The organism is Acetobacter sp. DmW_043 (assembly GCF_002153485.1).
In the GTDB taxonomy this organism is placed as follows: Bacteria; Pseudomonadota; Alphaproteobacteria; order Acetobacterales; family Acetobacteraceae; genus Acetobacter; species Acetobacter thailandicus.
Genome location: NZ_JOMN01000043.1, coordinates 1 through 24809, shown reverse-complemented (window position 1 = coordinate 24809; position 24809 = coordinate 1). Strand labels below are relative to the sequence as shown.

The 24809-nt window shown below is 51.3% G+C and carries 22 protein-coding genes and 1 pseudogene; 8 read left to right on the top strand and 15 right to left on the bottom strand.

The window, feature by feature from the left end; translation table 11 throughout:
- The coding region (locus HK11_RS10605; RefSeq protein ID WP_143216390.1) for a siderophore-interacting protein at positions 1 to 696 on the top strand (696 nt) is incomplete at its 5' end.
- A 124-nt stretch (positions 697 to 820) separates the two neighbouring features.
- Here the strand turns inward: HK11_RS10605 and HK11_RS10600 are convergent.
- The 12 genes and pseudogenes from HK11_RS10600 to tkt all read right to left on the bottom strand — a co-directional run bounded on the left by HK11_RS10600 (position 821) and on the right by tkt (position 14860).
- The gene (locus tag HK11_RS10600; protein ID WP_086555320.1) at positions 821 to 1651 is read right to left on the bottom strand and encodes a phosphoenolpyruvate hydrolase family protein; all 831 of its coding nucleotides are present in this window, start codon (positions 1649 to 1651) and stop codon (positions 821 to 823) included.
- Positions 1638 to 2858 (bottom strand): Tm-1-like ATP-binding domain-containing protein, encoded by a 1221-nt coding sequence (locus HK11_RS10595; protein ID WP_086555318.1) that lies wholly within the window; start codon positions 2856 to 2858, stop codon positions 1638 to 1640. The genes HK11_RS10600 and HK11_RS10595 overlap by 14 nt, the downstream gene beginning before the upstream one ends.
- A gap of 17 nt (positions 2859 to 2875) precedes the next feature.
- Complete coding sequence (locus HK11_RS10590) at positions 2876 to 3190, bottom strand: putative quinol monooxygenase (RefSeq protein WP_086555317.1); 315 nt, start codon at positions 3188 to 3190, stop codon at positions 2876 to 2878.
- Positions 3191 to 3241: 51 nt separating this feature from the next.
- Complete coding sequence (locus HK11_RS10585) at positions 3242 to 4618, bottom strand: PLP-dependent aminotransferase family protein (RefSeq protein ID WP_086555316.1); 1377 nt, start codon at positions 4616 to 4618, stop codon at positions 3242 to 3244.
- Positions 4619 to 4620: 2 nt separating this feature from the next.
- Complete coding sequence (locus HK11_RS10580) at positions 4621 to 5664, bottom strand: ABC transporter substrate-binding protein (protein WP_086555315.1); 1044 nt, start codon at positions 5662 to 5664, stop codon at positions 4621 to 4623.
- 24 nt (positions 5665 to 5688) lie between these two features.
- A complete protein-coding gene (locus HK11_RS12625) occupies positions 5689 to 6171 on the bottom strand; it encodes a gluconokinase (RefSeq protein WP_233127815.1) in 483 nt (160 codons plus the stop codon).
- A 93-nt stretch (positions 6172 to 6264) separates the two neighbouring features.
- Positions 6265 to 6966, bottom strand: a pseudogene (gene rpiA, locus HK11_RS10575) (ribose 5-phosphate isomerase A); the annotation flags it as partial.
- A 24-nt stretch (positions 6967 to 6990) separates the two neighbouring features.
- On the bottom strand, positions 6991 to 7737 hold the full coding sequence (gene pgl, locus HK11_RS10570) for a 6-phosphogluconolactonase (RefSeq protein WP_086555314.1): 747 nt from the start codon (positions 7735 to 7737) through the stop codon (positions 6991 to 6993).
- A gap of 56 nt (positions 7738 to 7793) precedes the next feature.
- Positions 7794 to 8669, bottom strand: a complete 876-nt coding sequence (locus tag HK11_RS10565) for a Cof-type HAD-IIB family hydrolase (protein ID WP_086555313.1) — start codon at positions 8667 to 8669, stop codon at positions 7794 to 7796.
- A gap of 107 nt (positions 8670 to 8776) precedes the next feature.
- Complete coding sequence (gnd, locus tag HK11_RS10560; RefSeq protein ID WP_086555312.1) at positions 8777 to 9775, bottom strand: phosphogluconate dehydrogenase (NAD(+)-dependent, decarboxylating); 999 nt, start codon at positions 9773 to 9775, stop codon at positions 8777 to 8779.
- A gap of 28 nt (positions 9776 to 9803) precedes the next feature.
- Complete coding sequence (locus HK11_RS10555) at positions 9804 to 12659, bottom strand: bifunctional transaldolase/phosoglucose isomerase (RefSeq protein ID WP_086555311.1); 2856 nt, start codon at positions 12657 to 12659, stop codon at positions 9804 to 9806.
- Between the two features lie 98 nt (positions 12660 to 12757).
- Positions 12758 to 14860 carry a transketolase gene (gene tkt, locus HK11_RS10550; RefSeq protein ID WP_086555310.1) on the bottom strand — a complete coding sequence of 701 codons (2103 nt, stop codon included), beginning with the start codon at positions 14858 to 14860 and terminating at the stop codon, positions 12758 to 12760.
- Positions 14861 to 15353: 493 nt separating this feature from the next.
- Here tkt and HK11_RS10545 point away from each other — a divergent pair, with 493 nt between their 5' ends.
- The 4 genes from HK11_RS10545 (at position 15354) to HK11_RS10530 (ending at position 18759) form a co-directional block, all read left to right on the top strand.
- Entirely contained in the window at positions 15354 to 15893 is a 540-nt protein-coding gene (locus HK11_RS10545; protein WP_086555309.1) for an ankyrin repeat domain-containing protein, read from the top strand.
- Positions 15894 to 16001: 108 nt separating this feature from the next.
- Positions 16002 to 17069: a histidinol-phosphate transaminase gene (gene hisC, locus HK11_RS10540; protein ID WP_086555308.1), complete on the top strand. Its 1068-nt coding sequence runs from the start codon at positions 16002 to 16004 to the stop codon at positions 17067 to 17069.
- 189 nt (positions 17070 to 17258) lie between these two features.
- Positions 17259 to 17537 (top strand): hypothetical protein, encoded by a 279-nt coding sequence (locus HK11_RS10535; RefSeq protein WP_233127813.1) that lies wholly within the window; start codon positions 17259 to 17261, stop codon positions 17535 to 17537.
- A 163-nt stretch (positions 17538 to 17700) separates the two neighbouring features.
- A complete protein-coding gene (locus HK11_RS10530) occupies positions 17701 to 18759 on the top strand; it encodes a CorA family divalent cation transporter (protein WP_086555307.1) in 1059 nt (352 codons plus the stop codon).
- On the opposite strand, the gene HK11_RS10525 is transcribed toward HK11_RS10530, so the two are convergent.
- On the bottom strand, positions 18756 to 19094 hold the full coding sequence (locus HK11_RS10525; protein ID WP_086555306.1) for a YnfA family protein: 339 nt from the start codon (positions 19092 to 19094) through the stop codon (positions 18756 to 18758). The genes HK11_RS10530 and HK11_RS10525 overlap by 4 nt on opposite strands.
- Positions 19095 to 19712: 618 nt before the next feature.
- On the opposite strand from HK11_RS10525, the gene HK11_RS10520 reads away from it, so the two are divergent.
- On the top strand, positions 19713 to 21122 hold the full coding sequence (locus tag HK11_RS10520; protein WP_086555305.1) for a lytic transglycosylase domain-containing protein: 1410 nt from the start codon (positions 19713 to 19715) through the stop codon (positions 21120 to 21122).
- A 66-nt stretch (positions 21123 to 21188) separates the two neighbouring features.
- On the opposite strand, the gene HK11_RS10515 is transcribed toward HK11_RS10520, so the two are convergent.
- Entirely contained in the window at positions 21189 to 21776 is a 588-nt protein-coding gene (locus HK11_RS10515; RefSeq protein ID WP_086555304.1) for a TetR/AcrR family transcriptional regulator, read from the bottom strand.
- A gap of 152 nt (positions 21777 to 21928) precedes the next feature.
- Here HK11_RS10515 and HK11_RS10510 point away from each other — a divergent pair, with 152 nt between their 5' ends.
- Positions 21929 to 22159 (top strand): YiaA/YiaB family inner membrane protein, encoded by a 231-nt coding sequence (locus tag HK11_RS10510; protein WP_086555303.1) that lies wholly within the window; start codon positions 21929 to 21931, stop codon positions 22157 to 22159.
- A gap of 146 nt (positions 22160 to 22305) precedes the next feature.
- Complete coding sequence (locus HK11_RS10505) at positions 22306 to 22839, top strand: hypothetical protein (RefSeq protein ID WP_086555302.1); 534 nt, start codon at positions 22306 to 22308, stop codon at positions 22837 to 22839.
- 94 nt (positions 22840 to 22933) lie between these two features.
- On the opposite strand, the gene HK11_RS10500 is transcribed toward HK11_RS10505, so the two are convergent.
- Positions 22934 to 24610, bottom strand: a complete 1677-nt coding sequence (locus HK11_RS10500; protein ID WP_086555301.1) for an alpha-keto acid decarboxylase family protein — start codon at positions 24608 to 24610, stop codon at positions 22934 to 22936.
- Between the last annotated feature and the right edge of the window lie 199 nt (positions 24611 to 24809).

The following is a 24809-nucleotide window of genomic DNA, read 5'->3' as shown; positions in this document are numbered from 1 at the left end:
GTCCGCAATCCATATCGCTGCAAGCTTCATTTTCTATCTCAAAGAATGAGTCCTGAGCCTAATGGATTCAGCAGTCCCTCTCCCGATGATCATATCAAGATTTTCATCCCCGGTCTGGATGGTGCTCCGACCCGTCGCGATTACACGCCGCGCCGTTATGATCCGCAAAATGGCACTTTGATTCTGGATTTCGTTAACCACCATGGTGGGCCAGCAGCGGCCTGGGCACGGACCGCCAAGCCTGGTGATCGGCTTGAAATTGGTGGGCCACGTGGTTCCCAGATGATCTCCGGCGTAATCGACCACTGGCTTCTGGTCGGCGATGAAACAGCGCTGCCTGCAATTGGTCGACGTGTCGAGGAGTTTCATGCCGGGGCTTCCGTCACTACTGTCATTGCTGTGCCTGGAGCTGAAGACGAACAGGTATTCGTCACGGATGCGAGGCATGCAGGACACTGGGTTCATCGATCCATGGATATGGCAGATGACGCTGCTGCCATTCTTGATGTTTTAAAAAATCTTCAAATCCCGGAGCGGACTTTCGTCTGGGTCGGAGCCGAAGCTCAAGTAGCAAAGGCTATCCGTCAGTATCTGCTGGAAGAATGTAAAATTCCGGCAAAGTGGATCAAGGCTTCTGGTTACTGGGTGAAGGGTATGGCTGATACCTCAGTCAAAGATGTCGGAGACGCACGCTGAGGAGGCGCAGATGATAGGTTGTTCATACTTTCCCGCCCCTGACGATACGGTCGAGGATTGGCATAGAGCCGGCTGATTTCTGCTGCTATCCAGGAGCAAAAATCAGCCGTTCCCGGTTAATGATTTATCGGGTCATTGCTTTAAAAGTTTGTGTTTGTTCAATCAGCGCTGTTTCAGCAGGTAGTCGCTCCATGCTCGAAGCGCCATAGAAACCATGGCAGTCAGGGCATGCGTTCAGTACTTTCTGCGCGTCAGCCGGCATGGCAATTGGTCCGCCATGGCACAACAGAATAACATCGTCGCGTACACTTTTGGCAGCCTCAGAAATTTCATTAATGAGCTTGATAGAATCTTCCAGAGTAAAGGCGGTTTCAGCGCCAATACTGCCGCCTGTGGTTAGCCCCATATGAGCCACCAGAATATCAGCACCTGCGCGGGCCATGTCTTTGGCTTGCTCGGTGTCAAAGACATAAGGCGTTGTAAGCATGTCTTTTTTATGCGCCCGGGCAACCACATCGACTTCCAGGCTGTAGCTCATGCCGGTTTCTTCAAGGTTTTTGCGGAAATTACCGTCAATCAGACCAACTGTCGGGAAGTTCTGAATCCCTGAAAAGCCTGCACGTGACAGATCATCAAGAAAAACATCAAAATTGATGAAAGGATCAGTGCCGTTAACACCTGCCAGCACGGGGGTATCGGGTACTACAGGCAGAACTTCGCGTGCCATTTCCATAACAATCTGGTTCGCGTTGCCATAGGCCAGAAGCCCGGCAAGAGAGCCGCGTCCTGCCATGCGGTAGCGGCCAGAGTTATAAATAACAATAAGGTCAATGCCACCGGCTGCCTCACATTTTGCTGAAAGACCTGTGCCGGCACCACCACCAATAATAGGCTTACGGGCGTCGATGAGTTTACGCAGGCGGCCGAGGATAAGATTACGTTCAATTTTTGGCATAATGTTCATGCTCCCTGAAAAGCTGAGTGAGTTCATCCGCCATTGCCTGAGCAAAAGCCGGATCATTAATTGTCAGTGGCAGACTGATAAAACGCCGCTGTTTTGTTTGTCTGAGGGTGTCAAGCAGCGCATCGCGAAAAGCGCTGTCAGCTGCCGGGTCGTGAAAAGGCTGGCCGGGGCAGTCAAGCTGAGAAAAACCGCCTTCCGGGTAGTAAAAACGCACAGGACCATCGCAACGGTTAAGACGTTCTCCGATTATGTGTCCTATTTGCCGGCATTCTGCCGGTGTGGTGCGCATCAGGGTGATAAACGGATTATGCTGAAGCAGAACCCGGTCACGATAGTGCTCAGGTACAGTTTCTATGGCCCCGAAATTGACCATGTCGAGACCACCGCAACTGCCAACATACGGGACACCCGTCTGAGCAATACTTTCAAGACGTTCGGCTGTGCAGGGGAAAATCCCACCGGCGACGAAGTCACAGAACTCTGTTGTCGTGACATCAAGCACACCACGCAGCATACCTTGTGCCACAAGGCGTTCCATTGATCTTCCACCTGAGCCGGTAGCGTGAAAAACCAGACACTCAAAGCTGCTCCCGAGTGTACGTACTGCTTTGGCAACGCAGCTGGTGGTTACACCAAACATGGTAATGCCAATCGCCGGTCTGGTATCGGCAGGCGGGGTATAGTGGTGGTGTATCATCCCGCTCATGGCATTGGCGGCATTTGCCAGAACCGTGCGTGAAATACGGTTTAAACCCTGCAGGTCAACCACAGGATAAATCATAGCAATATCTGATTCACCTACATATGGCTCAATATTACCTGAAGCGACGGTTGAGATCAGAATTTTGGGTAATCCGACGGGAAGACTCTGCATAGCAGGCGCAACAATGGCTGTACCGCCTGAACCTCCAATCCCGATAACGCCGCCCAGAGTGTCACAGCCGGGCAGAAAGTGTCTCAGTGCTTCAGACATAGCGGTTATTGCCCGGCCACGTTCACCGCAAAAAACAGCCTCAGCGCCCTGAGGGTGATGACTGGCAACAGTGCGTGCGCTGATATCTGCCTGGTATGAGACTTCGCCCGTGCTGACATCCACAACTCTGGTGCTCACACCGCGTTCTGTCAGAACAGCGCGGAGATAATCGAGTTCTTCAGACTTTGTGTCGGCTGTGCCAAGAAGGTAGACGCAGAGTGTCATTATGCTGTGCCTCGTTTTCAGGCAGGAGCCGTTATGTCTTTAAGGAAAGTCACAGTTAATGGACCTTCCGAGCCACGTTCCAGCATAGCTTTCAGTGCTAAAAAATGAGGCTGTTTTTCATGTTCCTGAATTGCCTCCATGCTTTGCCAGTGTTCGATAAAGACAAAATGCAGCGGGTTATTGATATCCCGGCGACAGGTGTAGGAAAAATTTGTTGCCTCCTGGCAGGAGGCCCGTACACAAGCCGCGACAACGGGTAAAGCAACGTCGAGATAGTCTTTCTTAAGGTAAAATGAGGCGACAATTGTCACCCCCTGAGAGGTCTGGCGCACTGGCTTTCTCCGCACGTTGGCATGAGAGGAGCCTAACTGAAAGAGACACTTTTAGTATATTGGAATAGTGTCACGTGACACTATTTCTTCAGCATGCATACAGGCCGAGCGTATACGTCTGAGTGCCTCAGGTAGTGCACGAAAGCTGATATTCCCCAGTGCCAGGCGTATACCGGTCGCTGCCGGTGCTGAAGTCGCCTGAAATGCTGTGGCCGGGGGAAGAGAAATGCCCAGAGCATGTGCCTGCTGAATGACATGAGGGGCCAGCGTGGCAGAGACTGGCATCCAGACATGAAAGGCATGGTGGCGTGGGGTAACAGCCTGTGGCAGTTCGGTCAGAACGAGTTTCTGGCGACGTATGGCTTCGTGCAGTAAAGAGTGTCTTACACTTTCTGCCGTGCCGTTTTCCATCCACTGGGCCATCATTGCGTAAGAAAGTGGGGCAATCATCAGTGATGAGGCCAGCAATACAGGGTGACAGGCTTCAATGTAATCTGCTGGTGGAATAAGAGCGCCTATCCGCAGACCCGGACTGAGAATTTTTGACAGGCTGCTGACATGAAATGTCCGCTCGGGCGCAAGTTCCATCAGTGCAGGGCGGGATGGGTCACGTTCTGAGAGATAAACACCATCTTCTATAATCAAAGCATCAAATTTTTTACAAAGTGCAACAATATCCCGACGGCGTTGTAGCTCCATAGTTGCCGTTGTGGGGTTGTGCATGGTGGGGGTCAGGTAAATAACAGCGCGCTGATGTTTGTTACGCTGTAAAATATCTTCGAGAGCGGAGGGCAGAAGACCCTCTTCATCCATCCTTGCCGCATGAACAGGAAGCTGGTTTTGATGAATAGCCCCCAGCATGCCAGGATATGTTTGCTCTTCCACCACAGCATAATGTGCATGTCTGCGTATGACGGTGATGGCAACATTTAATGCCTGTTGTGCACCCGATGTGAGCAGCAGGTGCTCGGCACGTGTGTCAATGCCAAGCCCTTCAAGCCAGTGTGCCATAATCCGGCGGTGTTCGAGATGCCCCGCCACCGGAGGGTAGATATTGAACAAATCAGGGTCGACCTGTTTCGCAAGCCGGGTGAGCGTTCCAGCGAGTGCTTTGTTGCTGAACATAGGCGGCGGCATATTGGTTGCCAGATCAAACCGGGTGGTAGCATTTTCGTGCCCAACGGCAACAAAAGTGCCACGGCCGTGCACACTACGCACCAGTCCCCGCCGTTCAAGTATAGCGTAGGCTCTGGTGACGGAGCCTATGCCAATGCTAAGGCGCCATGCAAGGTCGCGATGTGCAGGAAGGCGTTCATTGACCTGAAGCTGCCCTGAGAGGATGTCATTACTCAGGGCTTCTGCCAGTCGTTCTGCGGGAGAGGTTGTGCCATCAGCCAGATGAGGGGCCCAGGAAGACTGGCGGCGCATCGTTATAATGCTGCGGGAGGCTGAGCGTTGAGGATACGGTTAATGTCGTCTTCCGTCAGGGTGTATCTGAAAAAATCCTGATAAAAATCACGGGTATCTTTGCGTATATCCACATCGTTAAACAGTGCAGGGTGAATAAGTTTCGCTGCCCATTTTAACTGAAGCAGTGCTTCACAGCCGTAGCGACCCCACGGAAAAACACCTTCCGGGTTGATGGCCCAGCGGTTACTGCGAAAAGCCTCAAGGGTTCTGAGGGGAGAGGCAGCATCAGGAGCCCCTGCTGCCGGATCAAAGATGATAATATCGGGCTGCCAGGCGACAATCTGTTCGAAGCTCACTGGCCGGTGGTTGCCTGACACCGTGGCTGCATTTTTCCCGCCGGCAGCTTCAATCCAGCTATTGATGAGGGTGTCTGTGCCATCTATCTGCAGCGGGGTGAGGCGGGCAATATGCAGTACCCGGGGTTTATCTTTTTCAGCGAGTGTGTCTGTACGTTTTTTGAGAAAAAGAAGAGTATCTTCCATCTTCTGACGGTAATGCTGTGCTGTTTCGCGTGCCTGGGCAGTGTTCAGAGCCTGCGCGGTCATGTCGAGTGACTTCAGCATAGCCGGTAATGTGACGTACCGTGCATCCAGGGTTGTGAGGGAAAAGCGGCGTAAGTTTTCAGCCTGGGCCTGACCGGAAACGAAAACAAGGTCTGTCTTTTGTGTCAGTAATTCTTCCGGGCTGACAGCCGCAGGTCTCACTCCTGTGCGGGCATGTCGTAAAGCAGGGGCTATTTTAAACAGCCATGGGTGTTCAGCCGGGCTTTCGGCTGAGGTTGTGATGTTTTGTGCCGCCCCCAGCATGACCAGAATTTCGTTATGAGCGAACCATAAATCAGCAATAGAGGCAGGGTGAGGTGGCACAGAAACAACTGTGCCGTCCATATCAGTTATCTGCCGGTTTTGCTCAGAAGCCGTTGCTGCTGTCGAAAAGCAAAACGCAGAACAAATGAGGCCGAGTGCTGGTAACTGACGTTTCAGGAGGGTCTTATTTACTGGCATGCCTCACTCTGTTTTAGTCTGATATCAGAGAGTTCTGAGTTTATGAATAACGGTGGCAATAATCTGACTGGGAGATGCAGCGGCATCTATTGCAATAGACAGCTCATCCTGCTGTGGCGGTTCAAGGGTCTGAAGCTGGCTGGGGAGAAGTGTTGCCGGCATATAGTGGCCTTTACGCTTTTCCATGCGCTGGCTCAGAGCGTCCTGGGTGCTGTAAAGATAGACAAAAACAGGGTTCAGGCCTGATGCCCGCAGTTGGTCCCGATAGATACGTTTGAGGGCAGAGCAGGTGAGAATTGCACCGCTATGCCGGGTGGCACAGTTTTCCATCCACTCACGGCAGCGTTCCAGCCATGGCCAGCGGTCTTCATCGGTCAGAGGGGTCCCTGCTGCCATTTTTTCAACATTATGGCTGGGGTGAAGGTGGTCACCTTCCTGATACGGCCAGCCCAGCTCATTTTGCAGGCCAAGAGCAATTGTTGTTTTGCCACTGCCCGATACACCCATAATGACCAGGAGTTGTTTGGGTACGCTCAGAGCAGACTCTTTTCCTGTTGCCGGGGGCAGAGAGCAGGTAAGGTGCTGTGGTACTGAGGTGCCAGGTGTGGCAACCGAAAGACCTTCAGGGCCGGCGATAATGGCGCGCTCTGCCATATGCAGAAACAAACCATGTTCGATAACGCCAACAATGGCATAGATATTGCGGCTCAGCGCATCCGGATCGGTAATCGGGCCGAATACGCAATCGGCTATCAGATTTTTTTCATCGGTGACGTAAAAGGAGCCATCGCGGTTTTTGCGCACGGAAACCTGTGCGCCCAGACGTGCGAGGTGAGAGATCGTCAGTTCCCAGCCAAAAGGCACAATCTCAACGGGCAGGGGGCAGCTCTCGCCCAGATGGTCCATATACTTACTGGTGTCTGCAACGATCACCAGCTGTTTTGCGGCCGAGGCGACAATTTTTTCGCGCAACAGGGCTCCACCGCGCCCTTTAACCAGATTGAGGGTGGATGTTTCAATCTCATCTGCACCATCAATAGCAATATCCAGCACGGTGTGCTGACCAAAGGTCGTCAGAGGAATGCCTTCAGAGAGAGCCTGCTGCTCTGTAACGTCAGAGGTCGGAATAGCACTGATGTGCAAATTCTCATCCCTGATTCGCCGGCCGAGTGCAGCGACAACAAAAGCTGCCGTTGAGCCTGTGCCAAGGCCCACGACCATGCCATCTCTGACCAGTGTTACAGCGTGTTCCGCCGCCTGTTTTTTAAAGACGGATGCGGGGTCAGGAGCAGAAGTGGTCATGGTCGTTCTCTTTGTCTGTTCTTATTATTTAACACAGTCAGGGGTTGCTGGTTCATCCAGAATCCAGCGCACATCATCCATGCCTGTTATGGCACTTGCAGGGCAAGAGGGATCTTTCGACATCACTTTTTTAACAGCTTCTTTTTTACCGGCTCCTTCAACAAACAGAACCAGATGACGACTGGCATGAATGGCCGGATATGTCAGAGTAACCCGTGTATAAGGGGCAACAGGTGGCACGCAGCTTGAAACCCAGGCGGTTTTTTCGTTCAGCACAGGCTGGCCAGGAAAGAGAGAGGCTGTATGGCCGTCATCACCCAGCCCGAGGAGGTTGAAATCAAACAGCGGGCGGTCTTTTTCAAACTGGTCTGCGCCATAAAAACGTTTTAGCAGTGCTTCATAACTTTTAGCAGCTTCTTCCGCCGTGCCTGTAGCCGGAATCGGATGGATATTATCTGCCGGGATCGGTGCACGGGAGAACAGAAGGCGCTGCAACATACCATAATTACTGTCCTGATGATCATGAGGTAAAAAGCGATCATCGCCGATAAAGAACTGCATACGTGCCCATGGAAAACGGCTGACATAAGGTTCAGAGGCCATCAGGCTGTAAAGTGGCTGTGGTGTTGACCCGCCTGAAAGTGCAAGAGAGAAGGGGCCATCAGTTTTTTCTAAGGCCAGTTTCAGCAGCCAGTCAGCAAGATGATGTGTGGCTTCAGACGCATTTTTGAAAATTTCAACGGGCGCTGAGGCAGTGTCATGTCCTGACATAGAAAGAACCTTTTCAGATCGGAGTGTTATTAGTTAACGCCAGCAGAGGCGGCTGTTCAGGATTGTTTCTGCTCAACAGAAACAGCACGTGGCAGAACCAGAGTGCGCATGGCTTCAGCCCAGCCTTCCTGACTGTTTGAGGCAGTGATGTAATGTGCCTGTGCCATGACTTCGGGTGAAGTCTGTCCCATAGCAATGGCAAGCCCTGCCTTGTCAAACATTGGCAGGTCATTATTCATGTCGCCAATACAGGCAACCTCGTGCGGTGCCACACCATACATCTCGGCAATTTTACACAGAGCATAACCCTTATTGGCGTTGAGTGGCGTCACATCGAGATACCACTGAGAAGAGCGGGCGACGCTGGCCCGGCCTTCCATCAGGCGGCCAATTTCAAGCTCCTGGTCATGCATCATCGTGTAATCAGTGCTTGATCCGGTGACTTTACCGATGCCGGACATATGTTCAGCAAAATTATCAACAATGACCGGTTCCTGACGGATAACCCTTTTTTCTGTTGCGACATAAGGGCCGGCACTGTTCTTAATCAGCCAGTCATGCCCGCGAAACAGCCAGGTATCCAGATGGTGCACGTTGCACATATCAAGCGTGTCAGAAATGACATCAGGGGGCAGGGTCAGCTGGGTGTGTATCGAGCGGTCAGCATTGTAAACGCTGGCGCCATTAAGCGCGCCATAAGGCGTGGTCAGGCCGATAGCATCGAGGTACATCTCGATACCCGCCGGGGGGCGGCTGCTGACGAGGCAGACCGGAACCCCCGCTGCATGCAGAGCGCTGATTGTCTCTATGCTGCGTGGTGTGATTTGTTTTTCAGGTGTGAGGAGTGTGCCGTCCATGTCTGTGACGACAAGCCTGATATGGGAGGCGGGAGAGTTTCTCTCCCCTGATGAAGCACTTATATTAACCGGCATAGTGGCTTACCTTCCCAAGCAAGGTTGCAGGCTCAGAACCTGGTACAGCGGGTGCTGTATACGGGTTCTGTCCTGCTGATGTTATGGTGCGCTACCATAGCAACTTGTTATTTAGTTTCAACGTGTCCGCCAAAACCAAAGCGCATTGCAGAAAGAACTTTTTCTGCAAAGGTGTTATCCGTACGTGAACGGAAACGTGTGAAAAGTGCTGCCGTCATGACAGGTACAGGCACACCTTCTTCAATAGCAGCTTCGATGGTCCACCGGCCTTCACCGGAATCGCTGACTTCGCCGGAGAACTCAGACAATTCGCCATTTTTTGCCAGGGCCTGGGCTGTCAGGTCAAGCAGCCAGGAGGAGACAACGCTGCCACGACGCCAGACTTCAGCAATGTCGGCCATGTTGAGTGAGAAGCGCTCATCTTCAGCCAGCAGAGGGGAGTCTTTGCGGTACATGACGTCAAAGCCTTCAGCGAAAGCCTGCATCATGCCGTATTCAATGCCGTTATGTACCATTTTGACAAAGTGGCCTGAACCAGCCGGACCACAGTACAGATAACCCTGCTCAGCACGGGGGTCGAGGTTCTTACCTGTGTCACGGCCGGGTGTGCGGGGTACATCACCCTGACCAGGTGCAAGAGCAGCCAGAATAGGGTCAATATGTTCAGCAGCTTCAGGTGTGCCGCCATACATCATACAATAGCCACGCTCCAGCCCCCAGACACCGCCTGACGTGCCGACATCAACATAGTCGATGCCTTTTTCAGCCAGCGTTTTTGCCCGGCGAATATCATCTTTATAGTAAGCGTTACCGCCATCAATAATGATATCACCTTTTGTCAGAAGGCCGCTCAGAGTGCTGACGGTTTCTTCTGTAATCTGGCCTGCGGGCAGCATTGACCAGACAATTTTTTTCGGACCGTTCAGTCTGGATACGAGGTCTTCAAGGCTGGTTGCTGCAACAGCTTTGCCAGCTTCGGCACGCTGTACGGTTTTTTCAACAACACTGCTGTCGCGGTCATAAACGACAACATCATGACCGTGGCGTGTCAGGCGGACGGCAATATTGCCGCCCATTCTGCCCAGTCCGGTAATACCTATCTGCATTCTGTATTCCTTTTTTTAGTCTTGTATTTTACACAGCTGCATGGAGTTCCTGAGCCAGTAAGGCCAGGCCGTCTTTCAGTGATCCACGAATATGGACGCGCAGAGCCCGGCGGCCACGTTCGGCCAGGACATCAAAATCACCTCGTGCCTGAGCAGCTTTTACAACCCCGAATGTATAATTTTCGCCCGGGACAGGCAGATCGTGACTGTCATCTGCTGTGATCTGCAGAAAAACGCCGCTGTCTGGTCCACCTTTATAGGCCTGGCCGGTAGAGTGCAGGAAGCGTGGGCCAAACTCGGCTGCCGTAGCAACAGTTTTCGCATCTCTGATTTTCAGACGGTTGTGCTGAATCCACTCAAGTGTGGCGGCATCACGCTCAATATAAGCGAGAAGCCCAACGTAATCGCCTGCTTTAACCCGGTCGAAATGCGCTTTCAGGATGGATCTGGCATCAGAGCCTTTCAGAGCGCCGGCATTTGCCGCATCAGCAAAAAAAGCAAACGGACCATGCTCAGCAAAAGGCTTTTCGGCCGGCAGGCTGCCGGTTTTATTATAGGCATCAGTCAGCTTGCGGGTTTCAATTTTGCTGGCTTCAACATCAGGCTGATCGAACGGGTCAATGCCAAGGAAAGCACCTGCAACAGCTGTTGCCAGCTCCCAGCGGAAGAACTCCTGTGCGATCTGGCGTTTGTTGTGCAGGGTGATTGTCAGCACGGGCTGACCGGCATCAATCAGAGTTTTGATAGCTTCATCCTGCTCATGGCTATGCGCTGATGCCAGACGCAGATAGACAAAGAGACGGTCTTTGCCATAGCGGGCCGGACCGGCAGGGGTTTCACCATCAACAGGGATAATACCTTTGCCATGTTTGCCGGTTGATTCAGCAACCAGCTGCTCCATCCACGCTCCAAAGCTGGCAATCGCAGGTGAGGCAATGATGGTCAGCTTGTCACGTCCATACTGCGTTGCAGCGACACCCAGAATAGTCCCGAGGGTTACACCGGGGTTTTCAGCTGGTGGCGCACTGGCATCACTTGCGCGTACGCCATGCAGGGCATCATTAAGGAACGCTTTGAGCGGAATGCCGGATGCTGCAGCCGGTACAAGACCAAAGTTAGAAAGGATGGAATAACGACCGCCAATTTCAGGCTCACCTGCAAAAATTTTCCAGAACCCGGCTTTTTTCGCATGTGCTTCAAGTTTTGAGCCTGGATCAGTGATCGCTACGAAATGTGCACTGGTTTTATCGCCCAGTGATTTTCTGGCCAGGTCATAAAAATAAGCCAGCATGATATTTGGCTCAAGCGTGCTGCCCGATTTGGAAGCAACGATGAACAGCGTTTCAGCCGGATCAATTTTGCCAGCATAGGTAGCAACCTGCTGTGGGTCTGTGCTGTCGAGCACATACAGGTGGCCATAGCCTTCATGTTTGCCAAAAGTTTCTGCCAGTACTTCCGGTCCAAGGCTTGAGCCGCCCATACCAAGCAGGAGAACCTGCTTAAACCCGCGGACTTTGACTTCAGCCTGGAAACTTTCAAGTTCGCTCAGATGCGACAGGCGATTATCAACAATATCAAGCCATTTCAGCCATTTGCTTTCTGGCCCGCTGGTCCAGACAGAGGCGTCTTTTGCCCATAGCTTGCGAATGGTGCCTTTTGCCTGCCAGTCAGCCAGGCCTTTTTTAACGCTTTCGCCCAGCTCTGCCGGAAGAGAGGTTTTCAGGTCTGTCAGTTTGTCAGCCAGCAGGGTTTTCTGTTTGGCTGCAACCGAGCCGAGCAGCAGGTCAAATGCCTGCTCGAACGATGTTACACCTTCATCAACCAGGGTGGCTGTAACCCCGTCAAGATTGAGGCCAAGGCGTTCTGCTTCAGCCAGAATATGGCGTGAGCCTTCAATATCCTGCGTCAGTGTTTCGCTTACCGTGCCGTGGTCACGGAAGGCATCCATTGTTGCAGGCGGAATGGTGTTGACTGTGTCAGGACCGATCAGGCTGTCGACATAAAGCACATCGCTGTATGCTTTGTCTTTTGTGCCTGTTGAGGCCCATAGCAGGCGCTGCGGCTGTGCACCGGCAGCCTCGAGTTTTTTCCAGCGATCAGTTTTTACAAAATCCTGCCAGTAAACATAAGCAATACGGGCATTTGCTATGGCTACTTTGCCGCGCAGTGCTTTCAGGGCTTCTGCTTCTTTGTCACCAGCTTTAACGCGACGGTCAATTTCAGCATCAATTTTGCCATCAATACGGCTGACGAAGAAAGACGCTACAGAGGCAACGCGTGAGAGGTCTCCGCCTTTTTTGTGGAGTTCTTCAAGGCCTGAAACCCATGCTTCAACAACGGCTTTATAGGCAGAGAGTGCAAAAATCAGTGTGACGTTGACGTTGATGCCTGCAGCAATTGTCTGATGAATAGCAGGAATACTCTCCGGTGTAGCCGGAATTTTAATCATCAGGTTTGGCTCTGAAACGTCGTTCCAGAGACGCACTGCCTCGTGTGCCGTACCTTTTTCGTCGCGCGCGAGGTAAGGAGAAACCTCAAGACTTACAAAGCCATCACGTGCTTTGGTACTTTTATAAAGAGGGGCAAGAATATGTGCTGCTGTCTGAATGTCTTTAACAGCCAGCTTTTCATAAAGTGCACCGGGAGAGATGATGTCATGCGCCAGAACAGATTTGATCTGTGTATCGTATTCTGTGCCTTCGCCCATAGCTTTCTGAAAAATGGCGGGGTTTGAGGTCACACCACGCACGTCACCGTCTTCGACAAGGCGGGTGAGTGAGCCATCTTCCACAAAAGAGCGGCGGATAAAGTCAAGCCACGGAGACTGCCGGACGGTTGCCAGCGCCTGAAGAGGGTTAACACCTTTTTTATGAGACGTGGTCATTGGACATCCTTCATTCTGTCCCTGTTCTGTCAGCTTACTCTGGCAGAACAGGGTTAAGTGTATCAGGTCAGGCGATGTCGTGCAGCGCCCTGTCAGTTTTAGCCAGCCTGGCGGCGGGCTGCTTCAAGAACAGACTCTGGAGTAAAGCCAAATTTTTTCATCAGCTGTCCTGCCGGGGCAGACGCACCAAAGCTGCGCATTGCAATAATTTCGCCTGTCGGGCCAGCATAACGGTCCCAGCCAATGGCAGAGGCCGCTTCGATGGCAACGCGGCCTGTGACAGATGACGGCAGAACCTGCTCACGGTAAGAGGCAGGCTGTGCCTCAAACAGTTCCCAGCTTGGCATAGAGACAACGCGGGCAGCCACACCTTCTGCGCTCAGTGTTTCATAGGCTGACATGGCCAGAGACAACTCACTGCCAGAGGCAATCAGAATGACTTTCGGTGTTTCTTTGCTGTCAGCTACAATATAGGCCCCTTTTGCCAGGCCAGAAGCCGCTGCATAACGCGAGCGGTCGATAGTGGGCAGGTTCTGCCGGCTCAGTGCCAGCGCAACCGGGCCATCCTGCTTGGTAATGAGGAAGCGCCATGCTTCAGCCACTTCGCTGGCATCACCAGGGCGGATGACGGTCATGCCAGGTGTTGCGCGCATCTGCAGCAGCTGCTCGATGGGCTGATGGGTGGGGCCATCTTCACCGACACCGATGGAATCATGCGTGAAAACATAGGTTACAGGCAGGTTCATCAGTGCAGAGAGACGGATCGGGGCTTTCATATAATCTGAGAAGATCAGGAAGCCTGCACAGAAAGGGCGCAGGCCATAAAGGGCCATACCATTCACTACAGCGCCCATAGCATGCTCACGCACACCAAAATGGAAGTTGCGCCCGCTGTAGCTGCCGCCCCATTTTGCAGGCTGGAAGCTTTCTTCACCTTTAAGAAGGGTTTTTGTTGACGGTGCAAGGTCAGCCGAGCCACCCAGCAGCCATGGCAGTTTACCCGCAACAGCATTGAGCACTTCGCCAGAGCTTGCGCGTGAGGCAATGCCTTTTGCATCAGCTTTGTATGAAGGGATGTCAGAATCCCAGCCTTCAGGCAGTTCACCACTAAAGATGTTTTTCAGCTCGGCGGCCAGTTCGGGGTATTTGCTGGTGTAGGCGTCAAACAGTTTGTTCCATTCTGCATGTGCCTGTGCGCCACGTGCTCCTAAACCATTCCGGAAGTGATCCTGAACGCCGTCAGGCACATAGAATGTTTTATCTTCAGGCCAGCCATATGCTTTTTTGGTGGCGCGAATTTCTTCGTCTCCCAGCGGCTCACCATGGGCTGATGCCGTGCCGGCTTTTTTGGGGGATCCCCAGGCAATGACTGAATGTACAATGATAAGGCTTGGGCGGGTGGTTTCTGCTTTAGCCTGAGCCAGCAGCTCTTTGAGTTTTTTCGTATCATTTGCATCGTGCAGCTCAAGCACCTGCCAGCCATAGGCTGCAAAGCGTTCACCAACATTCTCAGTCAGAGCGATATCGGTTGAGCCTTCGATGGAGATTTTGTTGGCGTCATACATCCATACCAGGTTGCCCAGCTGAAGGTGCCCGGCCATGGAGGCGGCTTCGCTGGAGACACCTTCCATCATGTCACCATCGCCACACAGGGTGTAAACATGGTGCGAGAACAGGTCAAAGCCAGGTTTGTTATAGCGTGCGGCAAGCCATTTTTCTGCCATGGCCATACCGACTGAGTTGCCGCAGCCTGCGCCCAGGGGGCCTGTGGTGGTTTCAACACCTGAGGTGTGGCCAAATTCAGGGTGGCCTGGTGTTTTTGAGTCGACCTGACGGAATTGTTTAAGGTCTTCGAGGGTCAGAGCAGGTTTGTCTGTAACTTTTCCGCCTTTTACATCTTTAATCCCGGCGAGAAAAATCAGGGAGTAAATGAGCATAGAGGCATGACCGATGGAGAGAACAAAGCGGTCACGGTTTGGCCAGAGCGGCGCTGCCGGGTCATAGCTCAGCACATCCTGCCACAGGGTATAGGCAACCGGCGCCAGTGCCATAGCTGTGCCAGGGTGGCCTGAATTAGCTTTTTGTACTCCGTCCATGGAGAGCGTACGTATGGTGTCGATACTCAGTGTATCGAGATGTCCTGCCCCGCTGGCCTGAGCACTATCCGGAGCATAGAGGGGGGTAGGAGATAAAGTACGCATTCTGACCTGGATCCTCTGTAAAAAAGGGCGAACCTGCCCGTAAAAAACCTGTATGAGGGCGCAGCTGTAATTCCTGAAGTCTGATATGGCAGACATAACCCGTCAAGCGTGGCGCATTACACATACTTGGGATGAATAGTGCAAGCTCGGCCTGTAGTGGACAGGCACGCACAGGGGCTCAGCGCAGCAGAAGAGGGGGGATGAATCACAATCTGCGATGTGTGAGAACTTATAATCTGATATTAACCTGGCCTCTGCCGTGATATAAAGCAGCGGTTTATGCCGGGGCGAAATTATTACAATATCGATATTATAATTGTCACATCATAATTTTGTGATGGGATAAAATTTTCTTTTTTGTGCCAGGGCGCCTGTTGCAAAAAGTGCCGGATTGTCTGCGTTGTTCAATCTGACAGGGGGAAAGTGCAGAGCAGATGACGTAAGCCATGATGTTATGCTATTCTGGTGTTCTTGAAATTGTCGGAGACAGGCCATGACACAGTTATCCTCTGAGAATGTCCCGCCGGCAGCAGCAGGCGAGTTTACTCAGGAGCAGATAGAAACTTTGTTTGCTGATGCCGTTCGGGATGGTGAGACGGACCTGGTTATCAGCTTCCTTGATGCAGGTATGTCACCCGATCTTCGCCTTGAAAAAGGGTATACCCCGCTTATCCTGGCGTCATATAATAATCACGCCGGTGTGGTTGAGCAGCTTCTGGCGCATAAGGCACAGCCTGACCTGCAGGATGAAAAGGGAGCCACAGCTCTTGCCGGGGTTGCGTTTAAGGGCTTTTTGCCTGTGGCGCGGCTTTTGCTTGATGCCGGGGCATCCGTTGATCTCGCAAATCATGTCGGTCGTACACCTCTGATGTTTGCTGTGATGTTTAGTCGTGTTGAAATGGCGCGGCTTTTGCTTGAAGCCGGCGCCAGTCCGTTTTTGCGGGACGGAGAAGGTCTGGACAGTTTTGAGCTGGCTCGCCGTCAGGGTAATGCTGATCTGCTTGCCTGTATTCAGGCTTTTCAAAAACAGTAAAGAACCTGGTATCTGCTCTCTGGCTCTGTGAGGTGTTCTGGTTTATGTCTCAGAGTGAGTGACAGCGCAGTGCTGTCGCCGTGAGATTTTTATCGGCGGATACCAGCTATGAGTCGTTTCTGGAGCCCTCTTGTTCATCAGCTTACCCCTTATGTGCCAGGTGAGCAGCCCAGAACGCCGGGGCTGATTAAACTTAATACGAACGAGCTGCCTTACGGCCCGTCTCCCCGCGCTTTGAAGGCTATGCGCGATGCAGCTGATGATACGCTGCGTTTGTATCCTGATCCGGTCTCTTTATCGCTGCGTACAGCATTGGGTAAGCGTGTTGGCTTGCCGGCAGATCATGTGTTTGTTGGTAACGGGTCTGACGAAGTGCTGGCTCATGCATTCCAGGCTTTTTTTGCGCATAAGGCTCCGTTACTTTTTGCCGATGTGACCTACAGCTTTTATAAAGTGTACTGTGAGTTATACCGCCTGCCTTATCAGACCGTTGCACTTGATGAGACTATGCAGGTGCAGATTGAGGATTATAATCAGCCCTGTAGTGGTGTGGTGCTGGCAAACCCTAATGCGCCAACAGGCATTGCTCTTGGGCTGGATAAAATTCGTCAGTTGCTTGAAATGCATCAGGACCGGGTTGTGCTGGTTGATGAGGCCTATGTTGATTTTGGCGCTGAAAGCGCAGCCAGCCTGGTAAAAGAATATGCCAACCTGCTTGTCGTGCAGACTTTTTCTAAGTCGCGGGCACTGGCCGGTATCCGTGTGGGCTTTGCTTTTGCCAGCCCGGAGCTGATTGAAGGGCTGACACGGGTAAAAGACAGTTTTAATTCTTATCCGCTTGATCGTATTGCCCAGGCCGGAGCACAGGCTGCTGCTGAAGATGAGGCCTGGTTTTGTGAGCATGTTGAAAAAGTTAAGGCCTCGCGGGAGCGGCTTAGTGCTGGCCTGGCCGCCCTGGGCTTTAGTATCTTGCCATCACAGGCTAACTTTGTTTATATTCACCACGCTGATCGTAGTGCTGCGCGTATAGCTTCTGACTTGCGTGAGCACGCCGTGATTGTCCGTCATCTTAAGGGTGAGCGCACAGCTGACTGGCTGCGCGTGACAATAGGTACTGATCAGCAATGTGACGTGCTGCTTTCAGTCTTGCGGGATATTCTTCTTCGCAACGACTAAGGGTGTGCTTAAAGTCTCTTTCCCATAGTCTGTTTTATAGCAGATACCATGGGAATATCGTGTTTTGGTTGAAATTTACAGGCAGTTTCACCCTTCATCGGCAAAGGGCTGGTGAGGGTTTGAAACATGTTATTCCTGATGTGTGGGCTGTGCTCTGTGTCAGGCTTTTTAAGCAATGGAGTTTTATCTATGCGTGCATTTCATGGACAGTTTTCTGATAATCAGCCTATCAGGCGCAACCTTGATCAGAAACAAAAACAGCTGCGTGACCTGAAAGAAACACTGGCTGCAATGAAGTCTCATACGGCTCCGGCTCTCAGAGAGAGTGTGCGTAAACGCATTAGCCAGCTTGAGGCTGAAGTTGCCGCAGCTCCGGCCTTAAAAGCTGCGCAGAGGAAACCTGCCGCAGCTAAAACAGAGCGTCGCAGGGTTACGTCTCGTACTGAGCGTGTTGTTCATTTTCGTTAATGAAGCACGATAAGCGCACAGAGAGGGGTTGTTCTGTGCGCTGCTCGTGATATGTAGCGCGCAGAATATCAGGCATTTTTTGCGTGCGTTCAGGTTTTTTATTGTATTGTGTTGCTGGTTCAGTATGGGCTGAGCATTATTTTGGAGAGCAGGGAGTTGAGTGATGACCGAAACCCCGTCATCTGCCATACCTGATCCTGTTTCAGAAGGTGGCACCCTGCTGCGTAATGGCCTGATCTGGGCCATTTTCTGTCGTCCCGGCCATGACCCGATTGAACTTGAGCCCGATGTTGTCACGTATCGTCTGGCAACAGGTACATTTCCTTCTCCTTATGCTGAGATGGAAGGGTGGGGCTGGTTTCATTTTGATATCGTCCATACCCTTTCACGGGCACAGATTGAAAATATTCCTTCTTTGCATGAGGAGGTCAGGCAGGTTCTGACCAACCTCGAACGAAGTATACGCCTCGATAATGAGGGAGATACGGTTTTTGGTGCTCTGCCTGCTTTTGATGATACGACGACTGATGATGATCGTAATGTCAGCACGTGGCGTTTTGCCCTTCAGCCTGATTTGCTGACAACAACGCGCCGCCATCCTATTCCGGCGCTTGGCGTGGTGTATCATGAGCTCAGGCGTGGTATAATCCCGCGTTCTCCGGCGCAGGTTGTTGACCGTGCTTTGCTGGAGTTTGCTGATACGTTGCGGCGTGATTTTGCGCGTCTTGATGATCAGCTTGACCGGGCAGAAGATGTTTTGCTTATGCTTGATCGTGATACTGATCTCAGGCGTGTGAATGGTCTGCTTGGTCTGGTGCGGCGCCGGGCAACAGAGCTGCGTCGTGTGCTTGCGCCTGTAGACCGTATTTTTCGTGATGAAGAGCTTGAACTGCCTGAATGGGCTGAGGATGATCTGCGCGATCGCTCGCAGCGTCAGGTTCATGCTGCTCTTGATGACCTTCTGGCATTGCAGGACCGTGCGCGGTCACTGCAGGACGAGCTTATGGCGAACCAGGCTGAAGATACTAACCGTCAGCTTTACCTTGTTTCTGTTGGTACAACGCTGATGCTGCCAGCAACATTTGTAACTGGCTTCTTCGGTATGAATACGGGTGGTATGTTTCTGACCAATGGTTCGTGGGGAACTGTTGAAGCTGGTGGTATCTGTTTTGTTATCATGCTGGGAACATGGATGCTGCTTAAAATTACCCGCCTTCTTTAACCCCCTCTGGGGGCAAGGAGGATAAGACCTGCACCAAAGAGGCAAACAGCGGCGCCGGCTATTTCCCACTTATCTGGCATGCGGCCTTCAACGCATCGCATCCATAAAAGTGAAGCCATAATATAAATACCGCCATAGGCAGCGTAAGCCCGGCCAGCACTATCCGTTTCAATTCTGGTCAGTAGCAGAGCAAAAACAGCCAGACTGAACGCCCCGGGGAGAAGCAGCCAGGCTGAACGCCCTTCTCTGAGCCAGAGCCAGACCATGTAACATCCCGCAATTTCAGCAAAACCGGCCAGAATATAAATCAGAACAGGTTTGATAAAGAAAAGCATATTTTCAGCCTTGCCGGGGGATACAGGTACCTGAGGGCTGCTCGGGCAGGAAGGGGGACTTTATCCTGAATTATGATTTTCGGGGAGGCTGATTTTTGATGTGCCGGGTATTCTTATATAATTCAGAAGATGGTTGGTGGTTTGGTTATTATTTTATTGAAAAATTATTTTAGTTTTTATTCCATAAATATAAATAAATTTTTTATATAGTGTGAATTTGATAAATATATAATTTTATAATTACATTTTTTAAAGGTGTTTTTGATATTTTTCTGTATTCTGGTGGCTATAGTATGTTGCCATAAAATCTTCGAAAAGAAGGGCTAGGCAGACAACTCGTTATACTCATATGGAAAAAACGAAAATACAGACCGTCTGTAACATGAGGTGAAAACAAGATTGCCGGTATAAGCGCTTCTTTGAAGTTTCAGGTGGTGCATGGTGTGGTGCCGCTCTTTACAGTGCAGTCAGCGTTGTATGGTGCGGGTATGAGCCGACTTGATATCGTAAGTAATATAACAAAAGTTACGCTAAACGGTGGTGTAAGTTTTTTTTACGTATTATGGACAGGTTTTAAGATATGGCACGGCGTATTTTCTTTTTAGGGCAGCGCGATTTATGAGCTCCGGATCAGTTTTATCATTTGGTTATTTTCGTGGGCGCCTGTCCCGGCCGTTATTGCGTTATGTACCTGTTTGTGGGGCGTTATTTTTGCTTGCAGCCTGTGCCGGGCAGCAGGCTTCCCAGACAACACCTTCTTCAGAATCAGTTGAGGAGGCTGCAGCCAAGTATCGTGCGCATGCACGCTCGTCTTATACGATTCCCGGTCCACCCGAAGACCCTTGGGGACCTTATATTCGTGAAGCCGCCGGGCGTTTTGACGTGCCTGAAATATGGATCAGGGCAGTCATGCATCAGGAATCGGGAGGCCGGCTTTTTCAGAATGGCCAGCTGATCACGTCAGCTCCCGGAGCCATGGGGCTGATGCAGCTGATGTCTCCGACTTATGATGAAATGCGTTATGCTCATAACCTGCAGGATGATCCTTACGAGCCCCATGATAATATCATGGCGGGAACAGCCTATATCAGACAGATGTATGATACCTATGGCACGCCGGGGTTTCTCGCGGCTTACAATGCGGGGCCGGGCCGGCTTGAGGATTTTCTGAGCCATAACCGTACACTCCCGCGTGAGACACGTAACTATGTTGCCTCTATCGGACGGCGTATCGTGGGGGTGTTCCCTTCCAGCCGCTCTCAGGCGGATTTGCTGGTTAGCAGTCATGACACAATGGCGCAAAACTATCAGCCGGTGCAGAGCAATGCGCAGACACAGTCAGTCAGTGCAGCATGGAATAGCCGTTTAAATAATCAGCAGACATATCAGCCTGTTTATGTAGCCCGCTCTTCTGAGAAGGCTGCGGTCAGTGCCGCATGGGCAAAGCGTATGGCTGATGAGAGTGCCCAGACAACGCAGCCTTCAGATGGAAGTGAGAATAGCTCTTCTTCGTCTGAAGCTGAACCGGTTACGACGGCAGTCCCGGTTCAGGAGCAAAATAGTTATGAAACAAGCGCGGACGTCAGTTCAGTGTGGCAGAAACGTTTGTCAGCTTCAGCCAGCAGTGACGGAGCAGAAGAGAGCGGCAGAGAGATAACCGAGAATACCCCCCAGGTCGCTGATGTTCCCGCGCCGGCAGTTTCTGCACGTAACAGAAGCAACAGCCCGCCGCCTGCTGTGGTGAAGCCTTCTCCTGTGCGTGTTGCGGCAGTTACAGTTGCCCGTAACTGGGGAATTCAGGTTGGTGCATTTGCGTCCGTAGCGCAGGCGCGTCAGGCAATAGGTAAGGCGCAGCTCAGAGCGCATCGGGTGCTGAGTGCTGCATCTGCGCAGATTAGTAAGGTCTCGGGAAAAAATAACTCTTTCTACCGTGCCCGCATGGCTAATTTGTCTCATGAGCAGGCTGTTACAGCTTGTGGCATGCTGGCGGGTACCGGTCAGTGCATTGTCGTTGCTCCGGCATCCTGAAGACTATGCGTTTCACCAGAGCGTGGGGTGAGTGAGTGGATGAGGCTCGTAACCCCTCCTGACCTTTTACCCGGCAGAGAGTTTTTTAACCAGAAGACGAATACGCTCCTCGACATCCTCCGGGCTGCCACCAAGCCGCTGGTCAAGCCCGAGTATAACGACACCGTGCACGGCTTCGTACATCGTTCGTGCCAGAATCTGTGGTGAGTGACCACGTGTCTCAACGTCATGAGCAAAGAATGTCGTGATGCGTTCAATCAGCCCGTTTCTCAGTGTCAGATATTCTTCAGGCAATTCTTCGTGTGAAGAGAGGCGGAGTGCGAAAAGTGCATGCCAGCGATTCAGGTTATTACGGGCATAGTGAAAATAGGCCAGAGCCAGAGCTTCCAGACGGTCTGCGCTTCGTTCAGTTGTTACCTTTAGTGCCTGCTCAAACATCAGGTTACCCATAACGGCCAGGGTACGTGTATTCACGGCCAGTATAACGTGTTCTATCCCGCCAAAGAGGTAGCTGAGTGAGCCAAGGGCACATCCTGCCTTAGTTGTGATCGCACGAGCCGTGCAGCCACTCAGTCCTTGTTCAACGATAATTCTTTCCGCCGAATCGGTAATTAAGGCTCTGAGTGTCTCAGGGTTTCTTCCTTTGCGGCCCATAAAATCTCCTGCTGAGGCATGACATCTGTCTCTGTAGTGTCAGAGAATTCAAGGTGATGCAATTTATTTATGAACGATGTTCATTTTATGCTTGCCGGATTGCTTTATTTGTAGTTAATGAACGTTGTTCACAAATGAAAAGGATGAAAACAATGACAACACGTAAAGCAACCAACTCATCAAGCTGGATCATGTTTACATGGATCTGTTTTGCAATTTCGATTGTCTCTATGGCGGCCGCTGTTATTTACATGCCGATGGAAAGCTGGCTGCGCGCTTATCTGGGTTTATCGGCGTTGTTTATTGTCCAGTCTTCTATCTCTTTGTCTAAAACATTACGTGATCAGGCTGAAGATCAGGTCGATATCAGCCGCCCTGAATGATCAGGTAAAACCCTCAGTCCAGGTGCTGTGAGACGTGCAGTTTTCCTGGCAGGGAAGGGAGGTTTCTCTTCTTTTTTTGATTTGTTAGGGCAGGAAGAGAAAGAATAAGCAGGACAGGAGGTTATTCATAGATAAGGTTCAGCGGCATGCAGATTAAGTATCTTACTTCGATCTTAATGCTGTGCTGTCTTTTTTTAAGCCAGTGCACGGCAACGACCGAAAAACAAAAACAACAAAACGCGTCAGCAGCCGCGGCTGACAGTCATATTCTTCTGATCAACAGTTTCGATAAAACGTTTGAAACCGAGGCTCACCCTATTTTTGTAGCGCGTCTTAAAAGCGACCTTAAGGCCTGTCATATCACGCTTGAGACTCCTGATATGGATGGGCCTCGTTTCCCGAGCGGAGAGGCGGTGACAGAATATATTACGCAGCATCATACTGAGCGGGTTTTGTTTTTAGCATTTTCATTTTTACAGCCAGGTAACACGCTGAATATGCTGCCTGATGCGCTGATGTTAAAGCTTGTTGATGCTGTTAACCAAAAGCGATTATGGACCAAAAATTTTAACCTGGCAGAGGTTAATAGCCAGTCAGATGACCGCAAAATTGTTGCCGTGAAGGCAGCTGATGCTGTGATGAAGGTTATGGTTGAAGAAAAAGCAATCGGCCCCTGCTGATCTGCGCTGATATTATAAAAAAACCCTGCTGCCAGCGTAATGTGGCAGCAGGGTTTTTCATTTTACTCTTTATCCCTGTATCAGGGCGTCACTCTTAGCCAACCTGTGGTTTGCGAGAGTTGGCACCGGCAACAGCTTTGCCCCACTGGATCAGTGTATCGGTGCAGTCATCACGCTCAATGCTGCATTCGATAATGGTTGGGCCACGGCGGTTAGCCTGTGCTTTTTTGATGGCTTCAGCCAGCTCTGCACCTGTGTTTGCGCGCAGACCCAGGCCATGGCCTTCACCTGCGTTGAACACATCCATCAGACCAGCATAATCCCAGTTCTTGATGTAGTTGTATGGACCGTCGTGAATAGCGATTTCGATCACATAACCACGGTTGTTTACAACAAAGATGATAACCGGCAGCTCATAACGCACCATTTGTGCGATTTCCTGAGCGGTCAGCTGGATAGAGCCGTCACCAACCATAACGATGTGCTGGCGGTCCTGAGAGCCCATAGCGTTACCGAAAGAAGAAGGAACAGACCAGCCAATATGGCCCCACTGCATTTCGGTCTCGAGACGTGCACCACGTGGCAGATGCATACGCATCGCGTTAAACCATGAGTCACCGGTTTCGGCACTCAGGGTGGTTTTTGAGGTCAGCATTTCTGTGATCTGACGAGTCATTTCGTCATTTGTCAGGCGTGCATCACCCGGTGCGGCTGCGATTTCAGGTTTAACGTATGTCGATTCCTGAGCAGACAGCGGACGTGAAGGAGCAACCTTAGCCAGCTCGCTAAGGAACTCTTTCAGCGTAAAGCCTTCATAGCTGTGGCCTTTAACGGTCACGCGGTTTGGTTCTGCCAGCAGAACTTTGTCGCCTTTAGGCCATGATTTCCAGCCAACGGTTGAGTAGTCGTTGAATACCGGAGCAACACAAACGAGCGCATCAGCACCTTCTACCAGCTCCTGAGTGCCGGGAGAGGAGACTTCACCCCAGTACAAACCGCGGAAACCAGCGTGATCTTCAGCAAAGTAACCTTTCGCAGCTGCCATAGTAGCAACGCCACAGCCCAGACGGTCAGCAAGAGCTTCAGCTTCTTCTGTCGCATGAGAAGAGCGCAGCTTGGTACCAATGAGCATAACAGCGCGTTCTGAAGCTTCAAGAAACTCTTTAGATGCAGCAACCGCAGCTTTCAGGCTTTCTTTATCTGCGCTCAGTTCAGCCAGCAGGCTTGAAACAGGGCCAGGGCGAGGGCATTCAGCACTTGCTACGTTACAGGCGATTTCGAGGTAAGCTGGCTTACGTTCACGCAGGGCGGTACGAATCACGTGGTCAATTTTAGCCGGTGCTGAGCCTGCATCTGTAATGCTTTCAGCTGCACAGGTAACGTGACGCACCATTTCAATCTGGTAGTTATAGTCGGTGCCGCCGATTGTGTGGTGCAGCACATGGCCTGTACCGTAATCGTTGCTGTTTGGTGAGCCGGAAATCAGAATAACCGGCAGGTTTTCAGCATAGGCACCGCCAATAGCGTTCATGGCAGAGATAGCGCCAACGCTGAAGGTTACGATCGCAGCGCCTGCTCCGTGTGCACGGGCATAGCCTTCAGCACTGAAACCGCAGTTGAGCTCATTACAGCAATAGATCTGCTCCATGTCTTTATTGAGCAGCAGCTGGTCGAGCAGAACCAGGTTATAGTCACCAGCAACAGCAAAATGTTGTTTCAGGCCAATCTGAGCCAGACGCTCAGCCAGATACATACCAACTGTATAAGTCATTTGAATTCTCTCCTGTGGTGATCAGAGGACGATCATGAGATCAGATGTCTGCTTAATCAAAACGTATATCACATCCAAATGTCAAATATATGAAATATTCGTTTGTCATATTTTAATCATATATCACGCGAAAAAACGATTTTTTTTGAGGATTTTTGCTTTTTTTTGAGTGGAATTGAGTGGAATTGAGGTGTGTTTG